Source organism: Microvirga vignae (assembly GCF_001017175.1).
GTDB classification, from domain to species: domain Bacteria; phylum Pseudomonadota; class Alphaproteobacteria; order Rhizobiales; family Beijerinckiaceae; genus Microvirga; species Microvirga vignae.
This window is the reverse complement of the sequence record NZ_LCYG01000028.1, coordinates 25,326-50,810: the sequence shown is the minus strand read 5'-3', so window position 1 is coordinate 50,810 and position 25,485 is coordinate 25,326. Positions and strand designations below refer to the sequence as shown.

Below are 25,485 nucleotides of genomic sequence, written 5' to 3'. Positions count from 1 at the left end.
AAACGCCTGGGTTGATCCGAGAGGCTAGGCAGCCAATATGTGGTGCAACCTCTTTCAACCTTTCTTTCAGCAATGTCCCAGAAAGCTTCTCCCGTGAATCAGCCATCCTCAACCGGCGCCGCTCAGGTCGATCTCGGCTCACTTCCTGAGTGGAACCTGTCCCACCTCTACCCGGGCATGGACAGCGAGGCGTTCAAGAGCGATCTCGCGAAAGCCGCGGAAGAGTGCAAGGCCTTCGCCGAGGCCTATCGCGGCAAGCTCGACGGGATCGCTCGGACCGAGAACGCTCCCCAGGTCCTTACTGACGTGATCAAGCGTTATGAAGCGCTGGAGGACCTGCTTGGACGTCTCATGTCCTATGCCGGACTCATCTATTCCGGGGATACGACCGATCCGGTTCGGGCCAAGTTCTATGGCGACACGCAGGAGAGCCTCACCGCGGCCTCGACGGAACTGCTCTTCTTCGGGCTCGAGCTGAACCGTATCGAGGATGAGGTGCTGGACACGGCGGTGGCTCAGGCCCCGCTGTCTCACTACAAGCCCTGGATCGAGGACCTGCGGAAGGACAAGCCCTATCAGCTCGAGGACAAGATCGAGCAGCTTTTCCATGAAAAGTCTGTGACGGGCCGCTCCGCCTGGAACCGCCTGTTCGACGAGACCATCGCCTCCTTACGCTTCACCGTGCGCGGCGAGGAGCTTCCCATCGAGCCGACCCTCAACAGGTTGCAGGATCCGGACGAGAGCGTGCGCAAGGATGCCTCCGATGCGCTCGCCAAGACCTTCAAGGCGAATCTTCGCACCTTCACGCTGGTCACGAACACACTCGCCAAGGACAAGGAAATCTCCGACCGTTGGCGCGGCTTCCAGGATGTGGCGGATTCCCGTCACCTCGCCAACCGCGTCGAGCGCGAGGTGGTGAATGCCCTGGTCGCCGCCGTGCGCGAAGCCTATCCGCGCCTGTCGCATCGCTATTACTCGCTGAAAGCCAAGTGGTTTAACAAGGACAAGCTCGACCATTGGGATCGCAACGCGCCGCTTCCCAAAGTCGAGCAGCGCACCATTCCCTGGAACGAGGCGCGTGAGACCGTGCTGTCCGCCTATTCCGCCTTCTCGCCGCGCATGGCCGACATCGCCCGCCGCTTCTTCGACGAAGGCTGGATCGATGCGCCGACGCGCCCCGGCAAGGCGCCGGGTGCGTTCGCACATCCGACCGTGCCGTCTGCACACCCTTACGTGCTGCTCAACTACCAGGGCAAGCCGCGAGATGTGATGACGCTCGCCCACGAGTTAGGCCACGGCGTGCATCAGGTTCTCGCCGCGCCTAACGGTGCGCTGATGGCACCGACGCCGTTGACGCTCGCGGAAACGGCGAGCGTGTTCGGTGAGATGCTCACCTTCCGCCGCCTGCTCGACCAGACCAAGGACCCGGTGCAGCGAAAGGCGATGCTGGCGGCCAAGGTCGAGGACATGATCAACACGGTCGTACGCCAGATCGCGTTCTACTCCTTCGAGCGCAAGGTGCATCTGGAGCGCCGCAACGGTGAGCTCACCGCCGATAAGCTCTGCGAACTCTGGATGTCCGTGCAGGACGAGAGCCTTGGTCCGGCAATCCGCCTCGGTCCCGGCTACGAGACCTTCTGGACTTATATCCCGCACTTCATCCACTCGCCGTTCTACGTCTATGCCTATGCCTTCGGCGATTGCCTGGTGAATTCGCTCTACGGCATCTACGAGCGCTCGAACGAGGGCTTCGTGGATCGCTATTTTGCGCTGCTCTCAGCCGGCGGCTCCAAGCCGTACTCGGAGCTTCTCGCCCCGTTCGGCCTCGACGCCCGCGATCCGTCCTTCTGGCAGATCGGTCTGTCCATGATCGAGCGGCTCATCGGCGAGCTGGAGGCGATGGAAAAGGCGGCGTGATGCCCGCGTCGGCGCAATAGGCTTGAGGCGCTCCTTCATTAAAGAGCGCTCAAGCCCATTTGTGACGTCATCGGAAAGAACTGTTTTTATGGCTGAACGCGACAACGAAGCAAACCGCTTCTCCGCCCGTGCTGCGCGCTATGCGCGGGTGGGTGCCAACATGGGCGGTGTGGCCGCGCGCATGGCGGGAGCACGCCTCTTCGGCGGCGATGCGCGGGATGCCTCCAATGCGGCGGCGCTCGCGCAGGCCCTGGGCGGTCTGAAAGGACCGATCATGAAGGTGGCGCAGCTGCTTGCCACCATTCCCGATCTCATTCCGCCGGAATACGCCTCCGAACTGCAGAAGCTGCAGAGCGAAGCGCCCCCCATGGGCGCGGCTTTCGTCAAGCGGCGCATGCAGGCTGAACTCGGGCCCCAATGGCAGAGCCGCTTCGGCTCCTTCGACTTGAACCCATCGGCCGCAGCGTCGCTCGGCCAGGTTCATCGTGCCATGACGAAGGACGGCGAGAATCTCGCGTGCAAGCTGCAATATCCCGACATGCAATCGGCCGTGGAAGCGGATCTGAAGCAGCTCGAATTCGTGTTCGCCCTGCATCGGCGCATGGATCCCGCCATCGATACGCGTGAGATCGCGAAGGAAATCGGCGAGCGCGTGCGCGAGGAACTCGATTACGAGCGCGAGGCCAGGCACGCCTCGCTCTATGCCAAGGCTCTGGCGGACGTGGACGATGTGCACGTTCCGCAGGTTCATCCAGAGTTATCGACCAAACGGCTCTTGTCTCTGCAGTGGCTTGAGGGCGAGAAGATCCTGCAATTCGTGGAGAGCCCGGTCGAGATCCGCAATCGTCTCGCGATTGCGATGTTCAAAGCATGGTGGCACCCCTTCAGCCACGCCGCCGTCATTCACGGCGATCCTCACCTTGGCAATTACACCGTGTTCTCCGAAGGCCGAGAGGCGAGGGGGATCAACCTTCTCGATTACGGCTGCATCCGCATCTTCCATCCCCGTTTCGTCGGCGGCGTGGTCGATCTCTATCGCGGGCTCCAGACGAATGATCGCACCCGGATCGTCCATGCCTACGAGACCTGGGGCTTCAAGAACCTGTCGAACGAGCTGATCGACATTCTCAACATCTGGGCGCGCTTCATCTACGCACCGCTTCTCGACGACCGCGTCCGCACGGTGGCAGACGGTGTGAAGCCCGGCGAATACGGCCGCCGCCAGGCTTTCGAGGTCCACAAGGCGCTTAAAGAAAAGGGGCCGGTCACGGTCCCGCGCGAGTTCGTCTTCATGGACCGGGCGGCGGTGGGCTTGGGGGCCGTGTTCCTGCATCTCAGGGCCGAGCTGAATTACCACCAGCTGTTCGAGGCCGAGATCGCGCGCTTCTCCCTTGAGGGGCTGGCACAACGCCAAACCGAGATTCTCGGCGCCTCCGGTTTACCGATTCCGCTGTAATCAAGTTGCGTCTTGCGCGGAACGGCCTTACAGGCCTTAACCCAGCGCATCGTGCGGCACCCGAGGTCCGCGTCAGCAAAAATGGACCCGGTTCCCGCTATAACGATGCTCTAGCGTCAGGGGCAGCCCATGAAGATCGTTTTCGTTCACCAGAATTTTCCAGGCCAATTCCTGCGCCTGTCCCAGAGCTTCGTTGCCGAAGGGCACGAGGTCGTGGCACTGGGTATGACCAAGCAATGCGCTCTCAAGGGCGTGAAATATTATCCCTATAACCCGGCTCCCGGCCCTGAGGACCCGCAGTTCGAGGCTCGCTTCTCCCCGGTCATTCCCCGCCTGCGACGGGCCTATGGCGTCGCGCACAAGGCACGGGAGCTTGCGAGCCGGGGCTTTGAGCCCGACGTGGTGGTGGTCAATACGGGCTGGGGCGAAAACCTGTTCCTGAAGGATGTTTGGCCGAAAGCCAAGCATGTGGCCTATTTCGAATATTACTACCACGCCAAGGGCCAGGATCTCGACTTCGATCCCGAGTTCCCTGTCACCGACGAAGAGGTAATCTGGCGGCTCCGCCTAAAGAACTCCATGCAGCTCGGCGCGCTCGACGCCGCCGACCTCGCCGTCGCCCCGACGAAATACCAGCGCGATACCTTCCCGACCTATCTGCATGATCGCGTCGCCATCATTCACGACGGCATCGACACCGAGCGGCTCGTGCCCAATCCCACCATGGGCATTCAGATCGGCAAGGACGGCCCCAAGCTGAGCCGCCAGAAGCCCGTGGTCACCTATGTCACCCGCAACATCGAGCCGATGCGCGGGGCGCATATCGTCTTCAAGAGCCTGCCCTACCTGCTCGATGTCGACCCCGAGCTTCGGGTCGTCGTCATCGGCGGCAAGGGCAACAGCTATTCGGGCAGGGCCCCGGGCGGCAAGTCCTGGTACGACCACTTCGTGTCAAAGATCGATCGGCCGGTGGACTGGTCGCGCGTCCATCTCGTCGGAAACCTGCCGTACGACCAGTTCGTGAAGGTGCTCCAGGTCTCCTCGGCCCATATCTACATGACCTATCCTTTCGTCCTATCCTGGTCCTCCATTGAGGCCATGGCGCTCGAATGCCGGATCGTGGCCTCGGATACGGCCCCGGTCCGCGAGATCATCACGGATGGGGTGAATGGGCGTCTCTTCCCCTTCTTCGACCACAGGGCGCTCGCCGAGCGGGTGCGCGAAACCTTGATCGACAAGGAGAAATCCGCCGCCATTGCGAAGGAGGCCCGCCGGATCGCGGTGGAGCGCTACGACTACGAGACGGTCTGCCTGCCGCAATGGCGCGAGTTCTTGGGGATAATATAACGCTCCCGCGCGTTCATAAAGTTTTCCTGAGTGCGTCGCGAAAGATTGCGGCGCCTCACCGCATGCGCTAAACGCAGCAATTAACAACCGATGCTAATAGGGCGTTGAACCATGGCCGATACAAAACATGCGCCGCATGGGGGTTATAGTCCGGAGATGGACGGCCCTGCCCATGAGGTGACCTACAACGGGTTCGTGCGGTTTGCCGAGATCGGCACGGCCGTCGTCGTCTGTCACGTTCTGGCTCTGGCCGTTGGCGGCATCAAGCATGCCTGGCTGACGGCGATTTTCGGGGTCATCCTGTCACTTGCTGCGGGGGCAATCGGGGCAATCGCTCCCTCGATCGGGGTTCGTGCCCCGGCCGCCGTGGGCGTGCTTCTGCTTCTGGCACTCTTCCTCTACTGAGCAGCAAAAGGCCCTGTTTCCAGGGCCTTTTCTTTGTCTCAACCGATCGCAAGGGGGCATTTATGCGAATCGCCGTTCTTTCCGAAACCGAGGGAGCGGAGACTCGCGTCGCCGCAACGCCAGACACGGTCAAGAAGTACAAAGGCCTTGGTGCCGACGTGGTGGTCCAGGCTGGAGCCGGCACCAAGGCCGGCATCACGGATGCCGAGTTCGAGGCGTCCGGCGCTGCAATCGCGCCCTCCCGTGAGGAATCCTTGAGGGATGCCGACATCATCCTGAAGGTCCGCCGCCCTGCCGACGGCGAACTCGCCGGCGCGAAGCCCGGCGCGCTTCTGATTGCCATCATGGACCCTTACGGCCAGGACGCGGCTTTGAAAAACCTGGCCGATGCCCAGGTCGCTGCCTTCGCCATGGAGCTGATGCCGCGCATCACGCGTGCGCAGGTGATGGACGTCCTCTCCTCCCAGGCGAATCTCGCCGGCTATCGCGCCGTGGTCGACGCCACTGCCGAATATGGCCGTGCCATGCCGATGATGATGACCGCAGCCGGCACGGTTCCGGCGGCCCGCGTCTTCGTCATGGGTGCAGGCGTCGCAGGCCTCCAGGCCATCGCCACCGCCCGCCGCCTCGGCGCGGTGGTGACCGCCACCGACGTGCGCCCCGCCGCCAAGGAGCAGGTGGAAAGTCTCGGCGCCAAGTTCGTTGCGGTCGAAGACGAGGAGTTCAAGCAGGCCGAGACGGCCGGCGGCTACGCCAAGGAGATGTCGGCGGAGTATCAGGCGAAGCAGGCGGCGTTGGTCGCCTCCCACATCGCCAAGCAGGACATCGTCATCACCACGGCCCTCATTCCGGGCCGTCCTGCGCCGAAGCTCGTGACGAAGGCTATGGTGGAATCCATGAAGCCCGGCTCGGTGATCGTCGATCTCGCGGTCGAGCGCGGCGGCAATTGCGAGGTCTCCAAGCCCGGCAAGGTGGCGGACCACAAAGGCGTGAAGATCGTGGGCCATCTCAATGTGCCCGGCCGTCTCGCCGCCACGGCCTCCAGCCTCTACGCGAAGAATCTCTATGCCTTCGTCGAGACCCTCGTCGACAAGGAGAGCAAGGCGCTCTCCGTCAAATGGGACGACGAGCTCGTCAAGGCGACCTGCCTGACCCGGGACGGCGCGGTGATTCACCCCGCCTTCCAGCCCAAAGCTTAAGTTACCAGGGGGATCTCATGGCGACACTCACGCCCGAACAGGCCGTCGAGCAGGCCCGCACAGCGGCCGAAACCGCGCAGCGCGCCGCAGAGCAAGCGCAAGTCCTAGCCGATCAGGTGGCCGCTGCCGCAGGTGCGGCCGTCGCCACCGTCACGCACGGCGCGGTGGATCCCACCGTGTTTCGTCTGGCCATCTTCGTGCTGGCGATCTTCGTCGGCTACTACGTGGTCTGGCAGGTGACGCCTGCCTTGCACACGCCGCTCATGTCGGTGACGAACGCGATCTCCTCGGTGATCGTGGTCGGCGCGCTGCTGGCCGTGGGCGTCAATGTGGCCGATGGCCTTGGCGACGGCCCGATCTGGGCGCGGGCGCTCGGTTTCGTCGGCCTCATCCTGGCAAGCATCAACATCTTCGGCGGCTTCCTGGTGACCCAGCGCATGCTCGCCATGTACCGCAAGAAGGGTTGAGGCCATGTCGGCGAATCTTGCCTCGATCCTCTATCTGGTCTCCGGCGTCCTCTTCGTCCTGGCGCTGCGCGGCCTCTCTCATCCCACCACCTCCCGCCAGGGCAATCTCTTCGGCATGGTGGGCATGGGAATTGCCATTCTCACCACGCTCATGGTGCAGCCCCCGGAAGGCTTTGGCGGCTGGTTCCTAGCCTTCTGGGGCCTCGCGATCGGCGGCGCCATCGGCGCGGTGGTGGCCAAGCGCGTGCCCATGACGGCGATGCCGCAGCTGGTGGCCGCCTTCCACTCCCTCGTGGGCCTTGCCGCCGTTCTCGTCGCCGCTGGCGCGCTCTATGCGCCGCAGGCCTTCGGCATCGGTGCTCCCGGCGCGATCCATGGCGGCTCGCTCTTCGAGATGGGGCTGGGCGTCGCCATCGGCGCCATCACCTTCACCGGTTCGGTGATCGCGTTTTTGAAGCTTGACGGTCGCATGTCCGGCAAGCCGATCCTGCTGCCGAGCCGCCACTTCATCAACATCGGCCTGGGGCTGGCGCTGCTGGTGCTGCTCGTCATGTTCATCCGCACCGAGAGCCACACTCTCTTCTGGCTTATCGTGCTGGTGTCCTTCGTGCTCGGCGTCACGCTCATCATCCCCATCGGCGGTGCGGACATGCCCGTCGTGGTGTCGATGCTCAACTCCTATTCGGGCTGGGCAGCCGCGGGCATCGGCTTCACCCTGGGCAATCTCGCGCTCATCATCACGGGCGCGCTGGTCGGCTCGTCGGGTGCGATCCTGTCCTACATCATGTGCAAGGGCATGAACCGCTCCTTCATCTCCGTCATCCTCGGCGGCTTCGGCGGCGAGACGGCGGGTGCTGCCGGCGGCGCGGTCGAGGCGCGTCCGGTGAAGCAGGGTTCGGCGGACGATGCGGCCTTCATCATGAAGAACGCGTCCAAGGTCATCATCGTGCCGGGCTATGGCATGGCGGTGGCGCAGGCGCAGCATGCCCTTCGCGAAATGTCGGACAAGCTGAAGGAAGAAGGCGTCGAGGTGAAATACGCCATTCACCCGGTGGCGGGTCGCATGCCCGGCCACATGAACGTGCTGCTCGCCGAGGCCAATGTGCCGTACGACGAGGTGTTCGAGCTGGAAGACATCAACGGCGAGTTCACGCAGGCTGACGTGGCCTTCGTGATCGGCGCCAACGACGTCACGAACCCGGCTGCGAAGACCGATCCTTCCTCGCCGATCTTCGGCATGCCGATCCTCGATGTGGAGAAGGCCAAGACCGTGCTCTTCATCAAGCGCGGCATGGGCTCGGGCTATGCGGGCGTGGAGAACGAGCTGTTCTTCCGCGACAACACCATGATGCTCTTCGGCGATGCCAAGAAGGTGGTGGACGAGATTCTGAAGAGTCTCTGATTCTGCTCGTCGGTTGTGAACAGGCCGGGCTTCAAGCCGGGCCTTTTTCGTTGCGCATTCGTCATCCCCGTCCCCGGACTTGATCCGGGGGTCAGTCCCGGGCATCCACGTCTCAGCCCGCAGAAGGCGTGGATGGCCGTAAACCAAGTGCGGCCATGACGAAGTGGGCATGACGAGAGAGACGAAAGCTGGTTTAAGAGGGGCCCTCGCAAGCCGTCCCGGATTCCGTCATGCCCTCCATCACCCTGCGCACAGCTCTGCCTCAAGACCGCGACACGGTCGTGGAGCTGATCCATCAGCTCAATGTCTTCGAGGCCGATCTCGTGGGCGACCGGCGGCGCGACTACGATGGAGCCAATGCCTATTACGACGAGCTCATGATTCGGCTCTCGCGGCGCAATGGGCGGATCGTTCTGGCCGAAGCGGGCGGCATTGTCGTGGGCGTCATGGGTTTTTCGCTCGATCAGGACGCAGCCTATGTCGCCGCAGAAGTCCGCAGCCACGGCACCGTGACGGATCTCATCATCCATGAGGAATGGCGCGGGAAGGGGATCGGCCGGATGCTGCTGAGGGAGGCCGAACGCCTCACGAAAGAGGCGGGCCTGACGCGCCTGATGATTGGCGCTCTCGTCGCGAACGAGCGTGCCGTGCGCACCTACAGCCAGTTCGGCTTCGAGCCTTACGTGTCGTTCCTGAAGAAGGAGCTATGAAGCGGATCGCATGGCCACTCGCTCGTCAGGAGGGTGAGCCTAGGCCAGCGGGCTGCCCAGTCCTTGGCCTGTATGCGCGCGCGGTAGATATCCATCTTGTGAGCAGACGCAGGCGTCGGCCTTACGATCAGGTTGACGAGATCATTGATGCCGCGAGGCGCGATGATCTCGACACGGCCTCGGACCGTTCTCGCTGCAATCGCGGTGGCGGTCTCCGGCCAGCGGGCGGTGGCATCGAACACGCTCGGGTAAGGCGCGTCCCCGTTACGTTGATGCATGCGGGCTTGGTTCTTCACCTCCCTAGAGCCGTTTCCCCTTACGTGGAATCGGCTCTCCTCATTGTTCTGCCGCATTTTCTGACGGCGAACCGGATCCACTTCGCCGGAAAATGCTCTAGGAACGCCCGGCGCAAGCAACTGGAGCCTGTTTGCAATGGCAACATCATGCGCTTCATGAGTATTGGCGGGATCGAGGAAAATCACGTCTACATCGTTAAGCCGCGAGGCATCGATGCGGCGGTCGTGAAGCACATCCCAAACGGCACTGCGGAGAAGCCTGCGCCGATCCAGCTATCCGGCAGATTTAGGCTCTCCACATGCAAAAGAAGCACATGCAGATCCGCATGCGCTTCCAGAAGTCGTGCAATATCGGTGACGCTCCGCAGGGGAGGGGCGGGGAGCTTCATGCCGATTCCCCGCTCCGGATTACCGGAACAGCGTCGCCACGCCGCCCTGGAGGCGGGAGTTGCCCTGGCGGGCCACCGAGTTCGAGCTGTCGAGGGCGAGGGCGCGGGAATAGCTCTCGATCGCGCCCTGGCGATCACCCTTGCGTTCCATCGCCACGCCACGCCAAGCCCAGGAATCGGCATCCTTGTTGTTCACGTTGAGCGCCGCGTTGAAATCCTCGATGGCCTTGTCGAACTGGTTCGTCGCCACGTAGCTCTGGCCGCGGGCCGCGTAAGGAGCCGCCACGAAGGGGTTGCGGTCGATGGTGGCGTCAAAGTCCAGGATCGCCTGCGGGTGCATGCCCTGGCGTTGATAGAGCAGGCCGCGCGAATGGAGCGCCTCGGCCGATTCGGGCAGGAGGCGGGTGGCCATGTTCAGGTCGTTCAGGGCTTCCTGATAGGCGCCCTGCGTCCGCAGCAGGTTGGCGCGGCCGATATAGGCCGGGCCGTAATTCGGGTCGGCCTGGATGGAGCGGGTGAAGTCCGCCAACGCCTGATCGTTCCGGTTTGTCTGACGCAGCGCCAAGGCGCGGTTCGCATAGGCTGGGGCGTAGTTGGGGTCGAGCTGGATCGCCTTGGTAAAGTCGGCCGTGGCGTCGCTGTAACGGCCCACGCGGGCATAGGCCGCGCCGCGGGTGTTATAGGCGCTCGGATCGTTCGGGTTGCGCTGGATGACATCGGACAGGGACGCGATGTTCACTTGGCTCGTGCCTTGCGTATCCTCTTCCACCACGGCGATCCGCTGGGTGGGGGCGCCGCCTCCCACCGTGCTGCAGGCTGCAAGGCTCAGGGCGGTCAGGGCCAGGCTCAAGGGCGCAAAACGGCGAATCGATGGGGCGATCACCTTTGTCTCCAACTTCTTTACTCAACAAGGTGAGGGATGGTTTAGCGGATAAACCTTAACAGCCGTGAAACACGGCAACACAAAGGCAGTATCAAGGAAAATAGTCCGTTAACCGTCAGAAGTTCGGGTCAAAAGGTCGCCGAAGCGGGGCCCAGACATGCAAACAGCGCCCCTGATTGCGCAGAAGGCGCTGATTCACAATCGACGGGCTGGCCTCGAGAAGAGGCCGGCGTAAAGCGTTAGCGAGCCGAAGTGCGCGGCTTGGAAGGCAGAAGGCCTTCGCGCTGCATGCGCTTGCGGATGAGCTTGCGAGCGCGGCGGACGGCCTCGGCCTTCTCGCGGGCCTTCTTCTCAGACGGCTTCTCGTAATGACCGCGGAGCTTCATCTCGCGGAAGATGCCCTCACGCTGCATCTTCTTCTTGAGAGCGCGGAGCGCCTGATCGACGTTGTTATCCCGGACAAGAACCTGCACGCGAATTCCTCGTGTTTTGAACCGTTTCGATTGTGTAAAAGAAAACGAGGCGCGTCATGCGCACCTCAATCTGGCTGGCGTCGATACCAGAAGAAGCCTTGCCTGTCCAGGGTTCCTTACGACAAAAGCGCCGCGCCAGGACATCAACGTCTGGGCTTTTGAAAGGTTCAGGCCTTTTCAGGAAAAACCCGGGTTACATGGCCCATCTTGCGGCCGGCCCTGGCCTCCGCCTTGCCGTAAAGGTGCAGATAGGCGCCGGGCTCGGCCAGAATCCGCTCCCATTCGTCCGCGTCATGGCCGATGAGGTTCTGCATCTCCACACGGCCCAGACGCGCGGCCGAGCCGAGAGGCCAGCCGCAGACCGCCCGGATATGCTGCTCGAACTGGGACGTCGAGGCCCCGCCGAGGGTCCAGTGGCCGGAATTGTGCACCCGGGGGGCGATTTCGTTCACCACCAGGCGCTCCCGGCCGTTTTCCGTCACAAGGAACAGCTCGACAGCCAGCACACCCACATAGTCGAGGGCATCGGCAATGCTCTTCGCAATCCGCATGGCTTCGGCTTCGGTCGCGGCTGAAACGCCCGCCGGGACCCGCGTCGTGTCGAGGATGTGGTGGCGGTGCTCGTTGGCGCAGAGATCATAGGCGGCGAAGGCTCCGGTGGCCGTGCGGGCTGCCACCACGGAGACCTCCCGGTCGAAGGGCACGAAGCCTTCGAGAATGCAGGGCGTGCGGCCCAGCTCGGCCCAGGCGGCGACGGGATCAGTCTCGGGCCGGATCATCATCTGGCCCTTGCCGTCATAGCCGAAGCGCCGGGTCTTGAGCACAGCGGGGCGGCCCAGCCGTTCCGCGGCCTCATTCAGCTCCGCCGCGTTGGAGAAGCCTGCAAAGGGAGCAACCGAAATGCCAAGTCCGGAGATGAAGGTCTTTTCCAGGAAACGGTCCTGCGACACGGCCAGAGCCTGAGCATTGGGCGCGAGCAGCGTATGGGCGCTCAACGTTGCGGCTGTCTCGCTGGGGACGTTCTCGAATTCATACGTCACCACATCCACGGCCTTGGCGAAGCGTACCAGGGCGGCTTCGTCCTCGTAGGGAGCGATGGTGACTTCCGCCGCGACGTCGAAGGCAGGGCTGTTCTCTTCCGGGGCGTAGATATGGGTTTTCAGGCCGAGCTGAGCCGCAGCCATGGCCATCATGCGGCCAAGCTGCCCGCCGCCTAAGATTCCGATGGTGCAGCCTGGACGGATCATGAGGTTAGCCTTCGTCGGAGGGGCGCTCTGTGACGCTGTCGCTCTGGCGCTTGCGCCAAGCATCGAGCCGTTCGGCAAGAGCGGGGTCGTGGAGAGCGAGCACGGCGGCGGACAGAAGCGCCGCGTTCACGGCGCCCGCCCTGCCGATGGCGAGCGTTCCCACCGGGATGCCGGCCGGCATCTGCACGATGGAGAGCAGGCTGTCCTGGCCCGACAGCGCCTTCGATTCGACCGGAACGCCGAAGACGGGGAGGGGGGTCATGGAGGCGGTCATACCGGGGAGATGTGCTGCCCCCCCTGCGCCTGCGATGATCACCTGGAAGCCTTCCGCCTTGGCGCCCTTGGCGAAAGCGACGAGCCGGTCCGGCGTGCGATGGGCGGAAACGATGCGGGCGTCGTAAGCGATGCCGAGCGCGTCCAGGGTCTCGGCGGCATGGCGCATGGTCGCCCAGTCCGACTGACTGCCCATGATGATGGCAACGGGGGCTTGCGCCATGATGTGCTCCGGCTTTCAAGGCCTGCGAATCTGAAAGCCGGACATAGCGAAGGCTCTCACGGCAGGCAAGCATTTGCGGCTGAAAGCGGGGCTTTATCAGGCAATGATGTCGGGCGTGAGCTGGTCTTCCAAACGGATGATCTGGTCCTTCAGGACGAGCTTGCGCTTCTTCAGGCGCTGAACCTGGAGCTGGTCCCCGGCGATCATGCTCTCGAGGGCGTCGATGGCCATGTCGAGATCACGGTGCTCCTGCTTGAGGCGCGCCAATTCCGCTTCCAATTCAGCCAGTTCGGTCATTGAAAATCAATCCAGATGTCCGTGTCCTAAAGGGACCCGGCGAGAGGGCGGAATTATGCTCCCAAGCCTCCCGAAGGGCAAGCTGAGGGGCGCATCTTCTACTCACGATTTTGCAAATTTTGCCTTCGACTCGCCACAGTGAGTCTGGCTAAATAAGTTTGTCAGGTATCGAACAGGAGGAACTGACATGCCGCTGCAGAACCATCTGACGGAGCTTGAGCGTAAGCATCGGGCTCTCGAGCGCGAGATCCAGGATGCTCTCAACAGTCCATCCATGGATGACATGAGACTCGCAGAGCTGAAGCGGAAGAAACTCCAACTGAAGGATGAGATCGCTCGCCTGAGAAGTTCAGATACGGCGGTGCATTAAAGACGATCTTCAAAACACCCCCACCGAAAGCCGTCGCTTCCTTTGAGGAGCGGCGGCTTTTCCTTGGGAGGGACCCTAGATGAGTGTGCCCGCGCCGTCATAGATGAGCTTTGCACCTACCAGCACCAGCAGAATGTAGACGGCCGTGTAGAAGCTCTGGCCGGACACGCGCCGCACGAGCAGGACGCCTGCCCAGGTCGAGGCGATCGCCACCGGAAAAAGCGCAGCTGCGGTCGTCAGATTTTCCATCGTGAACTGGCCAAGCGCCATATAGGGCGGCACCTTGATCCAGTTGATGATCGCGAACACGACGGCACCCGTTCCGACGAAGACGTCCCGCGGCAGCTTTTGTGGCATCACGTAGATCTGGAAAGGGGGGCCGCCCGCATGCGCGATCATGCTGGTAAAGCCCGTCACCCAACCCCAGAAGAGGCCACGCGGGGTATCGGCCGGGGCCGCTTCTGGCGGGGTGGCGCTGCGTTCCAGCACCATCCGGCGGATCGCAAAGGCGACGGAGATCACACCGACGGAGAGCTTGATCGCAGCATCCGACACCTGCGCCGCCAGGAGATATCCCGTGAGGATGCCCGACATCGCTCCCGCCACCAGCAGCACCACGTTGCGCTTGTCCCATGTGTAACGATAGGCCCAGACGGAGACGACATCCTGCACGATGAGAAGCGGCAGCGTGATGGCGGCCGCCTGCACCGGCGAGACCACCAGCGCCATCAGCGGCAGGGAGAGAAGCCCGAGCCCCGAGAAGCCGCCCTTGGCAAGGCCCATGAGCGTAACAGCCGGAATGGCGGCGGCATAGAAGAGGGGATTGGTGATCATCCGAAGCCTTGAGAGAACTCGCCGAAAGTCGCTTAGAACATCGGACCCAGAAGTGGAATGCACTTTTGGGTTCCAATTGATGCTCCCTTTCAGGCGGCGCATCGTTGGGTGCGGAACCGGGGTCCGCGTCAGCGACCCGAAGGGCCACGTCAGTCAAAACCGGGGCCACTTTTCCTCACCATGCGCTAGCCGAAAGTCGCCGCTGACCACGGCTTCTTTGCCTGCTACCACAACAGCAAACACAAGTCTCATGCGGTGACAGCAACTGGGAAACGCCATGCCATCAACCCAAAGCCGCTATCATGAGGTCTATGCGCGCTGGAAGTCCGATCCGGAAGGCTTCTGGCGCGAGGCCGGCCGGGAGATCGACTGGTTCAAGCCTGCCGATAAGGTGTTCGACGCCCAAGCAGGTGCCTATGGCCGCTGGTTCGATGGCGCACTGTGCAACACCTGCTACAACGCCGTCGACCGTCATGCGGAAACGCGCGGCGATCAGCCCGCCATCATCTACGACAGCCCCGTCACCAACTCGAAGCGCAGCATCTCTTACGCCGAACTGAAGGACGAGGTGTCCGCGCTCGCGGCCGTGCTGCACGACATGGGTGTCGGACGAGGCGACCGGGTCATCATCTACATGCCGATGATTCCTGAGGCTGCATTCGCGATGCTGGCCTGCGCGCGCATCGGTGCGATCCATTCCGTGGTGTTTGGCGGCTTTGCGGCGAAGGAGCTTGCAACCCGCATCGATGACGCGAAGCCGAAGGTCATTCTCTCCGCCTCCTGTGGCATTGAGGGCTCGAAGGTCGTGGCTTACAAGCCGCTGCTCGATGAGGCGATCCAGCTCGCTGCCACCAAGCCCGATGCTTGCCTGATCTATCAACGCCAGCAGCTCGAATGCTCGCGCATTGAAGGACGCGATCTCGATTGGGCGCAGGAAGTTGTCAACACCAGGGCTGCAGGCAGGCACGCCGATTGCGTGCCGGTTGCCGCCACGGATCCGCTCTACGTGCTCTACACCTCCGGCACCACCGGCAAGCCGAAGGGCGTGGTGCGCGACAATGGCGGCTACATGGTCGCGCTCAAATGGACCATGAGCAATTTCTACGGCGTGAAGCCCGGCGAAGTGTTCTGGGCGGCATCCGACGTCGGCTGGGTCGTGGGCCATTCCTACATCGTCTACGGCCCGCTGCTGCATGGCTGCACCGCAATCCTCTACGAGGGCAAGCCCGTGGGCACGCCGGATGCGGGCGCCTATTGGCGCGTGATCTCCGACCACAAGGTCGTCACGCTCTTTACTGCGCCTACCGCCTTCCGCGCGATCAAGAAGGAAGATCCGAATGCGGATCTTCTCAAGAAATACGACCTCTCGCATTTCCGCGCTCTTTTCCTCGCAGGCGAGCGGGCGGACCCCGACACGGTACGATGGGCCGAGAACATTCTCAACGTGCCCGTAATCGACCATTGGTGGCAGACGGAGACGGGCTGGCCAGTCGCGGGCAATGCGCTCGGTCTTGGTGCGCTGCCCGTCAAGCACGGTTCGCCCACGGTGGCGATGCCGGGATATGCGCTCGACGTGCTCGACGAGGGCGGCAAGTCCGTGGGGCCTGGCATCATGGGCACAATCGCCATCAAGCTGCCGCTGCCTCCCGGCTGCCTGCCGACGCTCTGGCAGGCGGATGAACGCTTCAAGGAATCCTATCTCACCACCTATCCCGGCTACTACAACACCTCGGATGCCGGCTACATCGACGAGGACGGCTATGTCTGGGTCATGGGGCGCACCGACGACATCATCAACGTGGCGGGCCATCGTCTCTCCACTGGCGGTATGGAGGAGGTTCTCGCGTCCCATCCGGCGGTCGCCGAATGCGCGGTGATCGGCGTGAAGGATGCACTGAAAGGCGAGGTTCCTTGTGGCTTCGTGGTGCTGAAATCCGGCGTCCAGCAAACGTCTGCCGAGGTCGAGAAGGAGCTGGTGGGCCTCGTGCGCGACAAGATAGGCCCCGTGGCGGCCTTCAGGCTCGCCATCACCGTGCCACGCCTGCCCAAGACGCGTTCCGGCAAGATCCTGCGCGGTACCATGAAGAAGATCGCCGATGGCGATGAGTGGAACATGCCCGCCACCATCGACGATCCCGCGATTCTTGAAGAGATCAGCGACGTGCTCAGGAATAGGGGCGTAGCGCACTGAAAGGCGTGAGGATGACGAAACCGTCGAAGGAGGATGCCGAGGCGCGCTTCGAGGCGCTTCTGGCGCAGGTGCTCACGACCGATGAGGAAGCCCGGCAGCATGCGGCACTGAAGAACGCACGCGGCTCCGCGAGGCAGGAAGCTGTCAGCGCCAAGGCCACATTCGAAAAGAACCGGGAGAGAGCCCCCAAGGCACGCAAGCGTGAGCCCAAGCGGCGCGCTTAAGCTCCTGACTTCACCGTGTCATGGCCGTCCCCGGACTCGATCCGGGGACCAGTCCCGGCCATCCACGTCTTAGGAACTCTTGCGCATGGAAGGCGTGGATCCCCGGGACAAGCCCGAGATGACGGCAGGTGGAATGAAAAAGGCCCGGAGCGTTCCGGGCCTTTTTGTCTTATTCCTCGTCATCCGAGCGCTTGAGCTGCTTGAGCTTGGCGAAGACCGAGTTGACGTCGATGTCTTCTTCCTGCGGCTTCGGGCGGCTCATGTCGGCGAAGGGCTCGTTGCGAGCGGGCTCGGCGGTGGAGATCTCCGCCGGCATCAGGGTGCCACCGTGATCCTGCGGCTCCACATGCGGACGGTCCTTGGCGGCGCGTTGCACCTCGAAGTCCAGGTCGATCTGCGAGCAGAGGCCCAGCGTCACCGGGTCCATGGGGGAGAGGCTGGCCGAGTTCCAGTGAGTGCGGTCGCGGACCTGCTGGATCGTGGTCTTGGTGGTGCCCACCAGACGCATGATCTGCGCGTCCTTGAGTTCCGGATGGTTGCGCACGAGCCAGAGGATCGCATTGGGGCGATCATGACGGCGCGACACGGGGGTGTAGCGCGGCCCCTTCTTGACCCGCTTCTGCTCGGGCAGCTTCACGCGCGACTCGGCGAGCTTCAGGCGGTGGTTCGGGTTGTTCTGGGCCTTTTCGATCTCCTCGCGGGTCAGCTGGCCCGTGGTGATCGGGTCGAGGCCCTTGATCCCTGCCGCGACTTCGCCGTCCGCGATGCCCTTCACCTCGAGCGGGTGGAGCTTGCAGAAATCGGCGATCTGGTCGAACGACAGGGATGTGTTCTCGACGAGCCAAACGGCCGTCGCCTTCGGCATCAGCGGTCCCTGGGACATGGGGCGAACCTCCTTCAAGCCGGGCACCGGACATCGGCGCCGCACGGCAAAACTCTCTTGCGCTCCGAACCGGCGTGGACCGGAGCATCTCGTCTCACGTTGTGAGGGAAACAGGGTGATTATAGGGAGCGTGGGGCGATGTTGCAAACCTTAAAGGCGCAAAACGATCTTCCCGATATGCTCGCCCCCATCCATCCGGGCATGGGCCTGGGCTACGTCCTCCAAGGCGAAGCTTGAATCCATCACGGGTTTGCAGCGCCCTTCGGCCAGGAGCGGCAGCACGTCGGTCTCCAAAGCCTCGGCGATGGCAGCCTTCTCGGCAACCGAGCGAGGACGCAGGGTCGAGCCCGTATGGGTGAGGCGTTTCAGCATGAGGCGGCGGAAATCAACCTCGACCTTGCTGCCCTTGAGGAAGGCGATCTGGACGATGCGCCCATCCTGGGCCGCGGCCTCGTGGTTGCGGGGAATGTAGTCGCCGCCCACCATGTCGAGGATGACGTCGGCGCCACGGCCTTCGGTGGCTTCCTTCGCGGCCGCGACGAAGTCTTGTTCCCGATAATTGACCGCCACATCCGCCCCGAGCCGCAAGCAGGCCTCGCATTTTTCAGCAGAGCCCGCCGTCGCGATCACCTTGGCTCCAAAAGCCTTGGCGAGCTGGATCGCCGTGGTGCCGATGCCCGAGGTGCCGCCATGGACGAGCAGCGTCTCGCCAGGTTTGAGGGCGCCGCGCTCGAACACGTTGGTCCAGACGGTAAAGTAGGTTTCCGGCACCGCGCCGGCCTCTTCCGGGGAAAGGGTTTCCGGGACGGGGAGGGCATTGCTCTCATGGACCACGGCGTAATCGGCATATCCGCCGCCCGCAACCAGGGCCATGACTTTGTCACCTGCCTTGAAGCGGTTGGCGTTCGGGTCCGAGCCCACCACCTCGCCCGCGATCTCAAGACCAAGGATATCGGGCGCACCGGGAGGAGGGGGGTAGCCGCCCTGACGCTGGATCACGTCCGGGCGGTTGATGCCCGCGACCCGGACCCGCACCAGGATTTCGCCCTCCTTTGGTTGCGGCACCGGCCGCTCGACCACCTTCAGGACCTCGGGTCCGCCGCTGCCGTCCGCGATCACCGCGCGCATCGTGCCTGGAATCGGCTCCATAATTTCCCTCCTTTGGTCAAGCTCCGCCCATATAGGGCGAAGTTGGCAAGGAATGCATGCCGGATTAACGTCCAGTGGATACCCATTGAGAAGGAGAATGCCATGGCCTTCGATCCCTTCGCCGACGAGCCCCGCAAAACGTTGGGCGCCCACGAAATCGGGCAGGATCTGTCGATGCTCTCCGTCGACGAACTCGATGAGCGCATCGCCCTGCTGGAAAAGGAAATCGCCCGCCTGAAGGAGGCGAAGGCCGCCAAGGAAAATTCCCGCGCCGCCGCCAGTGCCTTCTTCAGGCTTGGACAGGGTTAACGCGGTTTTAATGATTTCGGTGTCTCATGAGGACGTCCAGTTCTCTCCCGCTGGACGTTCCGAGTGGTTCTTCCTCCCACTCTGTTTGACGCCTCCCTGTTGAACTTCCCAAGAGCCGCTTCAGCGGCTCGATTTTTGCCGGGCTCCTCGGTTTAACCTTAAGAAGAGGTTACCAGAGCATCCTTGGAAAGCCCGTTCTATATTCCTTTCGACAACGAACATTTTTCCGGCTTTTGACCGGGAGAACGCCTTGGGAGACGGTCTCTTGAACGAGCCCGAAGTGATCAAACTTGACGTCGATCCTGTCCGTTTCGGGCAGAACTTTGTGGGATCCGAAGCCTTCACGGCTCTCTTCCAGGAGGGCATGGAGCTGGTCGAGGAGACGGCCGCTTATCTCGACGGCCCCGGCCGTGAGGAATCGCGCCTCCTGCAGCGTGAGGCGAGCGTGGCTTATGCCAGCGAGAGCATGCGCCTGACGACCCGCCTCATGCAGATCGCCTCATGGCTTCTGCTCCAGCGCGCGGTCGCCGAAGGCGAGATCACCCTGGACCAAGCCCGGGCCGAGAAAGCCCGTGTGCGCCTGAACTCCCACGAAACCACGACGACGCTTGTCGAATACGAAGCCCTGCCTGCGCGCCTGCGCGAGCTGATCGGACTTGCGACCCGGCTCCACGCCCGCATCCTTCATCTCGAGCGCCTGCTCGCGGAGGCAGCAGAGGCACCGCCTCTGCCTCAGGAGCCAAACCCGGTGGCCCTTCAGCTCGGGATGCTGGAGCGGGCCTTCGGCCCCAGTTGAACAGCCATCATGTCCTAGTAATGACCTCATCCTGAGGAGCCGCGAAGTGGCGTCCCGAAGAATGATCCCGTGCGCTCTGGAGACGCCCTCATCCTCCGAGGCGGCCTTTCAGGCCTCCTCAGGACGAAGGATCTGTTGTAGGTCCAGCAACAAAAAGCCCCGCGAAAGCGGGGCTTTTTGCTTGTCCGTCGAAGTGTCCGGAATGAACCGGATTACTTCTTGCCGCCGATGCCCAGGTTGCCGAACTTCGAGGTGAAGCGCGACACGCGGCCGCCGCGGTCGAGCAGCTGCTGCGTACCGCCGGTCCAGGCCGGGTGGGTGTTCGGGTCGATGTCGAGGTTGAGGGTGTCGCCCTCTTTGCCGTAGGTCGAGCGAGTGGTGTACTCGGTGCCGTTGGTCATGACCACCTTGATGAAGTGGTAGTCGGGATGATCGGTTTCTTTGCGCGCCATTGCCATAGTCCTTCTTGCGGCCAGCCACATCTGGTCAGCCCGCAGCGTAAGATCGAGCCTGAATTGGTGAATGCGCGCCTATACCTCACTTACAACCTTGAAACAAGCCGGGGCAAAGGTGTTAAACCGCTCCAGAGCACTTTTCGGCGAAGTGGATCCGGTTCGACGTCGAAAATTGAGGCACCTCAAGGAAAAGAGCTGATTCCATGCACATGGAAACAGCTCCAGTCCGTGAATTCCGCAAATGAAGGCTTCCATGGCCGATCTACCAAACGCACGACACCGCCCCAAAGCCGCACTCAGCGCGCTCAGACCGCTTATTCCCTATGGCCTGGCTTACAAGGGAAGGATCGCGGGCGCGCTGGCTGCGCTCACCATGGCCTCGGCCGCGACCCTCGTGGTGCCGATCGCCGTGCGCCGGGTGGTGGATTTCGGGTTCTCGGAGGAGGGGCGGGCCTACATCAACGCCTACTTCACCCTCCTCATCGTGGTGGTGGCCGTACTCGCGATTTCGAGCGCGCTTCGCTATTACTTGGTCATTACCTTGGGCGAGCGGGTGGTGGCGGACCTGCGCTCCGCCGTGTTCCGGCATCTGACGTCGCTTGACCCCGCCTTCTTCGATCAGACCAAGAGTGGCGAAATCGTCTCGCGGTTGACCGCCGACACGACCCAGGTGAAGGCGGCCTTCGGGGTCAGCATCTCGATCGCGCTTCGTAACGCCTTTCTTTTCCTGGGTGCCGTGACGCTCATGATCATCACGAGCCCGAAGCTCTCGGCCCTCGTGCTGCTCGCGATCCCCGTGATCGTGCTGCCCCTCATCCTTTCGGGCCGAGCGGTGCGGCGGCGCTCCCGGGCGGCACAGGATCGGCTGGCCGACGCCTCGGCCTATGCGGCGGAGGCCATCGGCGCGGTCAGGACCATGCAGGCGTTCGGCATGGAAAGCCTCACCGCCTCCCGCTTCTCCCTGGCTGCCGAGGAGGCTTTCGATGCTGCCAGGCTTTCCACGACCATGCGCGCGTTTCTCACGGGCGCCGGCATCTTCATGATCTCGGCAAGTGTGGTAGGCGTGCTCTGGTACGGCGCGCAGGATGTGCTCGCGGGCGTCATGACCGGCGGGCGGCTGTCGCAATTCGTGCTCTATGCGGTCTTTGCAGCAAGCTCCCTCGGCCAGCTCTCCGAGGTCTACGGCGAGCTGTCGCAGGCCGCAGGCGCGGCGGAGCGTCTCGGCGAAATCCTGGCCGCCAAGCCTGCCATCGAGGCTCCGCGCAATCCGAAGCCCTTGCCGCAACCTCCGCTCGGCACCGTGGCTTTCGACGATGTGCATTTCGCCTATCCCACCCGCGCCGAGCAGCGCGCGCTGCATGGCTTGAGCTTTGCAGTGGCCTCGGGCGAGCGGGTTGCCATCGTCGGCCCTTCAGGGGCGGGCAAGAGCACCATTCTCCAGCTGCTGCTGCGCTTTTATGATCCTCAAAGCGGCACGATCCGCGTCGATGGGGTGCCGATCACCGAGGCCGACCCGTTTGCCGTTCGTGCCCGCATGGCCCTTGTGCCGCAGGAGCCCACGATCTTTGCGGCAAGCGTTCTCGACAATATCCGCTACGGACGCCCCGAAGCCTCGGAGGAGGAGGTGCGCCATGCGGCGGAACTCGCCTCGGCCCATGGGTTCATCGGGGCTCTGCCGCAGGGCTATGCGACCCTCATCGGCGAGCGCGGCGTGACGCTCTCCGGCGGCCAGCGCCAACGGCTTGCGATTGCCCGCGCGATCCTGAAGGACGCGCCGATCCTGCTCCTCGATGAGGCGACCTCGGCGCTGGATGCCGAAAGCGAGCGCAAGGTCCAGGAGGCCCTCGACCGGCTGATGGAAGGCCGCACCACCCTCGTCATCGCCCATCGCCTCGCCACCGTGCGCTCGGCAAACCGTATCCTCGTCATGGAAAAGGGCCGGATCGTGGAAGAGGGGACCCACGAAACCCTTCTCAATCAGGGTGGGCTCTATGCCCGTCTTGCACGGCTTCAATTCACAGGTGCACAAGAGCACGGTCTAGCGGCCGAGTAGACGTATCGCACCGAACGAATCCCTTACTTTTCGGTTGTTTTCAGGGGCCGGCGCAGATCGGCCCTTTGAGCGCTCGGGGAGACGGGAAATGGCGGCGACCGTCAGGAGGCATCCGCAGGATTCGGCCCGCATCAACCTCTATGAAGATTGGGAGATGCGCTATTGGTCCGACAAATGGGGCGTTCCACGCCAGCAGCTGGTCGAGACCATCAAGCGCGTCGGCGTCCAGGTGAAGGATGTCGCCCGTGCGCTCGGCAGAGACGCCTGATCCTATCGTTCCGTCAGCTTCAGCTCGATACGCCGGTTGCGGGCGTAAGACTCTTCCGTTGTGCCGTTGTCGAGGGGCTGGAACTCACCGAAACCTGCCGCGACGAGGTGCTGGGGCTGCACGCCCCGGGCAATGAGAGCCTGCACCACCGCGATGGCGCGGGCGGAGGAGAGGGCCCAGTTCGACGGGAATTGGGGGGTGTTGATCGGGCGCTGGTCCGTATGGCCGTCGACGCGGATCACCCATGGGATATCCGGCGGAACCTGTTTTTCGAGTTCCACGAGGGCGCTGGCGATGCGGTCGATCTCGCCCGAGGCTTCAGGGCGCAGGAAGGCTTGGCCGGCGGGGAAAAGCACCTCCGACTGGAAGACGAAGCGGTCGCCCACGATGCGCACATCGGGACGGTTGCCGAGGATCTGGCGCAGGCGGCCGAAGAAGTCGGAGCGATAGCGCGCGAGTTCCTGCACACGCTGGGCCAGCGCCACGTTGAGGCGGCTGCCGAGATCGGCGATGCGGGCCTGACTTTCCTTGTCCCGATTCTCGGAGGCCGAGAGGGCCTCTTCAAGCGCTGCGAGCTGGCGGCGCATGGCCGCAATCTGCTGGTTGAGGATTTCCACCTGGCTTAAGGCACGGCCGGTGGCCTGCTTCTCGGCTTCAAGGGCAGCGTTCAACTCGCCAGCCTCGGCCTGCGCCGCACCGCCGGATTCCACGAGGCCTTGCAGGCGGGCCCGCTCGGCCTCGGCGGCTCTCAGCGTGCTCTGCAGGGACGTCAAGCTTTCTTCCGCGGTGCGGCGGCCAGAGCGTTCGAGAGAGAGGAGATCGGTGAGTTCCGCGATCTGCCGATTGAGACGGTCGAGCACGGTGTCGCGGCCCGAAAGTTCGCGGGACAGGAAGAACTGTCCCACCGTGAACACCGAGATCAGGAAGATGATGGCTAGAAGCAAGGTGGACAGGGCGTCCACGAAGCCCGGCCAGTAATTGATCTGGCTGCTGCGCCCGCGCCTGCGTCCGCCTGAGCTCGAGACCGGCATCAGGAGAGCCTTTCACGGGAGATGCGGTCGAGCACCTGCTTCAGCTCCTTCTCGCGGGTGGCCTGGGCTTCCACCCAATCGCGGATCATCTGCTGCTCCGCGCGCATGTGCTGGACGAGTCCCTGCACCCCTTCGGCGAGGTTCGCCATCGCCTGCGTCGCAGCCCGTCCGCCCGCGCCATCGTTCACGGCGGCGGTCAGCCGGTTGAGGGCGACCGTCAGGTCATGCGGGGTTGTCGAGCGCAGGGGAGTATCGCTGGGTGTGTCAGAGGTGGAGGTGGCAAGCCAATCCTCCAGCTCGGTGTAGAAACGGCTCTGGGCTTGGCCCGCCTGGAGATCGAGGAAGCCGAGAACGAGCGAACCGGCCAGACCGAAGAGCGAGGCCGAGAAGGAGAGGCCCATGCCCTGGAGAGGGCCGGCCAGCGAATTCTTCAGCTCATCGAAGAGTACGGCGGTGTCCTGACCTGTGCGGAGCGAGCCGATGATCCGCCCGACGGATCCAACCGTGTCGATGAGGCCCCAGAAGGTGCCGAGCAGGCCCAAGAAAACCAGAAGGCCGGCCATGTAACGCAGGATCTCGCGGCTCTCGTCCAAACGCGCGCCGACTGAATCCAGGAGCGAGCGCATGGCCGCGATGGAGAGCGAGTTGCCCGAGCGGTTGCTGATGAAGGCGGCCATGGGGGCCAGCAGCACAGGCGAGGTCGGGGCGACTAACCCTTCCTCGGTCTGCCGCAGGGTGTTGACCCAGCGCACTTCAGGAAACAAGCGCCAGACCTGCCGGATGGCGAGCACGATGCCGATGAACATCACGCCCAGGATCAGGGCGTTGAGGCCGGGGTTCGCCTGGAAGGCAGCCCAGATCTGCCGGTACAGGATGAAAGCGATAAACCCTGCCAAAACCAGAAAGACCGCCATGCGGATAAGGTAGATCCGCGGTGGGGTAAGGGGTTGGTCCGCCATCGTTATCCTGTGCTCAAGTGCTTCGGGACGGTTCTAATGTGACCGTCCCGGTCTCAAGGATCAAGCACGAGCATAGCCTCGCTTGGGGACAGGAGCAGAAATATCCGTCCCCGGCCTCAGCCTTTGGCCTTTTTGAGCAGCTTCAGCAGCTCGCGATGCATGTATTCGTTGCCGCAGGCGATGGAGCCGGTGGCCATGGGGTTCGGAACGCCATCCGCATCGGAGACGAAGCCGCCGGCCTCGCGGACCATCAGAATGCCCGCCGCCATATCCCAGGAGCTCAGGCCGCGCTCCCAATAGGCGTCGAAGCGCCCGCAGGCCACATAGGCGAGATCGAGGGATGCTGCGCCCCAGCGACGCATGCCACCCACATTGGCCATGACGGAGGCGCATTCACGCAGGAAAAGGCCGTGATCGCCTTTGCCGATATGCGGCAGGCCGCAGGCCACGACCGCATCGGGTACTTCGGTGCGGGCCGCCACGCGGATGCGGCGGTTGTTGAGATAGGCGCCCTTGCCCTTCTCGGCGATGAACAGCTCGTCCTTGGCGGGATCGTAGATCACGCCGGCCACGATCTGACCGTCGCGCTCAAGGCCGACGGAGATCGCGAATTGAGGCAGGCCGTGGAGGAAGTTCGTGGTGCCGTCGAGCGGGTCGATGTGCCAGCGGTGGCTGGTGTCGGTGCCTTCGACGACGCCCTGCTCCTCCATGACGAAGCCGTAGCCGGGGCGGGCCTTCTCGAGCGCCTCACGCAGGATCTTCTCCGCCTTGCGGTCGGCGGCGGACACGAAATCGCCGGGGCCCTTGCGGGAGACCTGCAGATTCTCCACCTCGCCGAAATCGCGCTTCAGCGAGCGCGAAGCCTTCATCACGGCATCGGTCATGACGGTCATGAGGGGCGAGCGGATCATGGTGGGCAGGTCCTGGCAAAGAGCAAAGTTTGAGACAGTGGTCGATGGACCACGGGAGGGTCGGCGTC

The 25,485-nt window shown here is 63.3% G+C and carries 29 protein-coding genes; 15 read left to right on the top strand and 14 right to left on the bottom strand.

What is annotated here, in order from left to right; translation table 11 throughout:
* Window positions 1-93 precede the first annotated feature (93 nt).
* From AA309_RS11855 to AA309_RS31920, 8 genes are all read left to right on the top strand, one after another.
* Window positions 94-1,917 carry a M3 family oligoendopeptidase gene (locus AA309_RS11855; RefSeq protein ID WP_425286869.1) on the top strand — a complete coding sequence of 608 codons (1,824 nt, stop codon included), beginning with the start codon at window positions 94-96 and terminating at the stop codon, window positions 1,915-1,917.
* An 88-nt stretch (window positions 1,918-2,005) separates the two neighbouring features.
* Entirely contained in the window at window positions 2,006-3,373 is a 1,368-nt protein-coding gene (locus AA309_RS11850) for an ABC1 kinase family protein (RefSeq protein ID WP_047189228.1), read from the top strand.
* Between the two features lie 129 nt (window positions 3,374-3,502).
* Complete coding sequence (locus AA309_RS11845; RefSeq protein WP_047189227.1) at window positions 3,503-4,720, top strand: glycosyltransferase; 1,218 nt, start codon at window positions 3,503-3,505, stop codon at window positions 4,718-4,720.
* Window positions 4,721-4,831: 111 nt separating this feature from the next.
* Window positions 4,832-5,125 (top strand): aa3-type cytochrome c oxidase subunit IV, encoded by a 294-nt coding sequence (locus AA309_RS11840; RefSeq protein WP_047189226.1) that lies wholly within the window; start codon window positions 4,832-4,834, stop codon window positions 5,123-5,125.
* 62 nt (window positions 5,126-5,187) lie between these two features.
* Window positions 5,188-6,324, top strand: coding sequence for a Re/Si-specific NAD(P)(+) transhydrogenase subunit alpha (locus AA309_RS11835; RefSeq protein ID WP_047189225.1), 1,137 nt, complete (start codon window positions 5,188-5,190; stop codon window positions 6,322-6,324).
* A 17-nt stretch (window positions 6,325-6,341) separates the two neighbouring features.
* On the top strand, window positions 6,342-6,791 hold the full coding sequence (locus AA309_RS11830) for an NAD(P) transhydrogenase subunit alpha part 2 (RefSeq protein WP_047189224.1): 450 nt from the start codon (window positions 6,342-6,344) through the stop codon (window positions 6,789-6,791).
* A gap of 4 nt (window positions 6,792-6,795) precedes the next feature.
* Window positions 6,796-8,193, top strand: coding sequence for an NAD(P)(+) transhydrogenase (Re/Si-specific) subunit beta (locus AA309_RS11825; RefSeq protein WP_047189223.1), 1,398 nt, complete (start codon window positions 6,796-6,798; stop codon window positions 8,191-8,193).
* A 230-nt stretch (window positions 8,194-8,423) separates the two neighbouring features.
* The gene (locus tag AA309_RS31920; RefSeq protein ID WP_052954652.1) at window positions 8,424-8,903 is read left to right on the top strand and encodes a GNAT family N-acetyltransferase; all 480 of its coding nucleotides are present in this window, start codon (window positions 8,424-8,426) and stop codon (window positions 8,901-8,903) included.
* Here the strand turns inward: AA309_RS31920 and AA309_RS11815 are convergent.
* The 7 genes from AA309_RS11815 to AA309_RS11790 form a co-directional block, all read right to left on the bottom strand.
* On the bottom strand, window positions 8,873-9,433 hold the full coding sequence (locus tag AA309_RS11815) for a nucleotidyltransferase family protein (protein WP_160310442.1): 561 nt from the start codon (window positions 9,431-9,433) through the stop codon (window positions 8,873-8,875). The two genes, AA309_RS31920 and AA309_RS11815, sit on opposite strands and share 31 nt — an antisense overlap.
* On the bottom strand, window positions 9,388-9,588 hold the full coding sequence (locus AA309_RS35660; protein WP_052954650.1) for a hypothetical protein: 201 nt from the start codon (window positions 9,586-9,588) through the stop codon (window positions 9,388-9,390). The genes AA309_RS11815 and AA309_RS35660 overlap by 46 nt, the downstream gene beginning before the upstream one ends.
* A gap of 19 nt (window positions 9,589-9,607) precedes the next feature.
* A complete protein-coding gene (locus AA309_RS11810; RefSeq protein ID WP_047189222.1) occupies window positions 9,608-10,471 on the bottom strand; it encodes a tetratricopeptide repeat protein in 864 nt (287 codons plus the stop codon).
* 239 nt (window positions 10,472-10,710) lie between these two features.
* Window positions 10,711-10,944: a 30S ribosomal protein S21 gene (gene rpsU / locus AA309_RS11805; RefSeq protein ID WP_047189221.1), complete on the bottom strand. Its 234-nt coding sequence runs from the start codon at window positions 10,942-10,944 to the stop codon at window positions 10,711-10,713.
* 167 nt (window positions 10,945-11,111) lie between these two features.
* Window positions 11,112-12,191, bottom strand: a complete 1,080-nt coding sequence (locus AA309_RS11800) for a 5-(carboxyamino)imidazole ribonucleotide synthase (RefSeq protein ID WP_084731129.1) — start codon at window positions 12,189-12,191, stop codon at window positions 11,112-11,114.
* Window positions 12,192-12,195: 4 nt separating this feature from the next.
* Complete coding sequence (gene purE / locus AA309_RS11795) at window positions 12,196-12,687, bottom strand: 5-(carboxyamino)imidazole ribonucleotide mutase (protein ID WP_047189219.1); 492 nt, start codon at window positions 12,685-12,687, stop codon at window positions 12,196-12,198.
* A 96-nt stretch (window positions 12,688-12,783) separates the two neighbouring features.
* Window positions 12,784-12,984, bottom strand: coding sequence for a YdcH family protein (locus tag AA309_RS11790; protein WP_047189218.1), 201 nt, complete (start codon window positions 12,982-12,984; stop codon window positions 12,784-12,786).
* A gap of 187 nt (window positions 12,985-13,171) precedes the next feature.
* On the opposite strand from AA309_RS11790, the gene AA309_RS11785 reads away from it, so the two are divergent.
* Window positions 13,172-13,354 carry a YdcH family protein gene (locus AA309_RS11785; protein WP_047189217.1) on the top strand — a complete coding sequence of 61 codons (183 nt, stop codon included), beginning with the start codon at window positions 13,172-13,174 and terminating at the stop codon, window positions 13,352-13,354.
* Window positions 13,355-13,429: 75 nt separating this feature from the next.
* Here AA309_RS11785 and AA309_RS11780 read toward each other — a convergent pair whose 3' ends face one another.
* Complete coding sequence (locus AA309_RS11780) at window positions 13,430-14,188, bottom strand: sulfite exporter TauE/SafE family protein (RefSeq protein ID WP_047189216.1); 759 nt, start codon at window positions 14,186-14,188, stop codon at window positions 13,430-13,432.
* 277 nt (window positions 14,189-14,465) lie between these two features.
* Here AA309_RS11780 and AA309_RS11775 point away from each other — a divergent pair, with 277 nt between their 5' ends.
* Both AA309_RS11775 and AA309_RS11770 read left to right on the top strand, forming a co-directional pair.
* Window positions 14,466-16,379: a propionyl-CoA synthetase gene (locus AA309_RS11775; protein ID WP_047189215.1), complete on the top strand. Its 1,914-nt coding sequence runs from the start codon at window positions 14,466-14,468 to the stop codon at window positions 16,377-16,379.
* Between the two features lie 11 nt (window positions 16,380-16,390).
* Entirely contained in the window at window positions 16,391-16,603 is a 213-nt protein-coding gene (locus AA309_RS11770; RefSeq protein WP_047189214.1) for a hypothetical protein, read from the top strand.
* 169 nt (window positions 16,604-16,772) lie between these two features.
* Here AA309_RS11770 and AA309_RS11765 read toward each other — a convergent pair whose 3' ends face one another.
* Together AA309_RS11765 and AA309_RS11760 are read right to left on the bottom strand one after the other, a co-directional pair.
* Window positions 16,773-17,486: a DUF1013 domain-containing protein gene (locus tag AA309_RS11765; protein WP_047189213.1), complete on the bottom strand. Its 714-nt coding sequence runs from the start codon at window positions 17,484-17,486 to the stop codon at window positions 16,773-16,775.
* 150 nt (window positions 17,487-17,636) lie between these two features.
* Window positions 17,637-18,635 carry an NAD(P)H-quinone oxidoreductase gene (locus AA309_RS11760; RefSeq protein WP_047189212.1) on the bottom strand — a complete coding sequence of 333 codons (999 nt, stop codon included), beginning with the start codon at window positions 18,633-18,635 and terminating at the stop codon, window positions 17,637-17,639.
* Window positions 18,636-18,737: 102 nt separating this feature from the next.
* Here AA309_RS11760 and AA309_RS11755 point away from each other — a divergent pair, with 102 nt between their 5' ends.
* Together AA309_RS11755 and rcdA are read left to right on the top strand one after the other, a co-directional pair.
* On the top strand, window positions 18,738-18,944 hold the full coding sequence (locus tag AA309_RS11755; protein WP_047189211.1) for a DUF1192 domain-containing protein: 207 nt from the start codon (window positions 18,738-18,740) through the stop codon (window positions 18,942-18,944).
* Window positions 18,945-19,209: 265 nt separating this feature from the next.
* Window positions 19,210-19,740 carry a protease adaptor protein RcdA gene (gene rcdA, locus AA309_RS11750; protein WP_047189257.1) on the top strand — a complete coding sequence of 177 codons (531 nt, stop codon included), beginning with the start codon at window positions 19,210-19,212 and terminating at the stop codon, window positions 19,738-19,740.
* Window positions 19,741-19,952: 212 nt separating this feature from the next.
* On the opposite strand, the gene rpmE is transcribed toward rcdA, so the two are convergent.
* A complete protein-coding gene (rpmE, locus tag AA309_RS11745) occupies window positions 19,953-20,192 on the bottom strand; it encodes a 50S ribosomal protein L31 (protein ID WP_047189210.1) in 240 nt (79 codons plus the stop codon).
* Between the two features lie 256 nt (window positions 20,193-20,448).
* On the opposite strand from rpmE, the gene AA309_RS11740 reads away from it, so the two are divergent.
* Both AA309_RS11740 and AA309_RS11735 read left to right on the top strand, forming a co-directional pair.
* Window positions 20,449-22,248, top strand: coding sequence for an ABC transporter transmembrane domain-containing protein (locus tag AA309_RS11740; RefSeq protein ID WP_047189256.1), 1,800 nt, complete (start codon window positions 20,449-20,451; stop codon window positions 22,246-22,248).
* An 88-nt stretch (window positions 22,249-22,336) separates the two neighbouring features.
* Window positions 22,337-22,516: a DUF3606 domain-containing protein gene (locus AA309_RS11735; RefSeq protein ID WP_047189209.1), complete on the top strand. Its 180-nt coding sequence runs from the start codon at window positions 22,337-22,339 to the stop codon at window positions 22,514-22,516.
* Window positions 22,517-22,518: 2 nt separating this feature from the next.
* Here the strand turns inward: AA309_RS11735 and AA309_RS11730 are convergent, their stop codons facing one another.
* The 3 genes from AA309_RS11730 to AA309_RS11720 all read right to left on the bottom strand — a co-directional run bounded on the left by AA309_RS11730 (window position 22,519) and on the right by AA309_RS11720 (window position 25,417).
* Window positions 22,519-23,547, bottom strand: a complete 1,029-nt coding sequence (locus AA309_RS11730) for a peptidoglycan -binding protein (protein ID WP_047189208.1) — start codon at window positions 23,545-23,547, stop codon at window positions 22,519-22,521.
* A complete protein-coding gene (locus AA309_RS11725; protein ID WP_047189207.1) occupies window positions 23,547-24,506 on the bottom strand; it encodes a MotA/TolQ/ExbB proton channel family protein in 960 nt (319 codons plus the stop codon). The genes AA309_RS11730 and AA309_RS11725 overlap by 1 nt, the downstream gene beginning before the upstream one ends.
* A gap of 116 nt (window positions 24,507-24,622) precedes the next feature.
* Complete coding sequence (locus tag AA309_RS11720) at window positions 24,623-25,417, bottom strand: inositol monophosphatase family protein (RefSeq protein ID WP_047189206.1); 795 nt, start codon at window positions 25,415-25,417, stop codon at window positions 24,623-24,625.
* Window positions 25,418-25,485 lie beyond the last annotated feature (68 nt).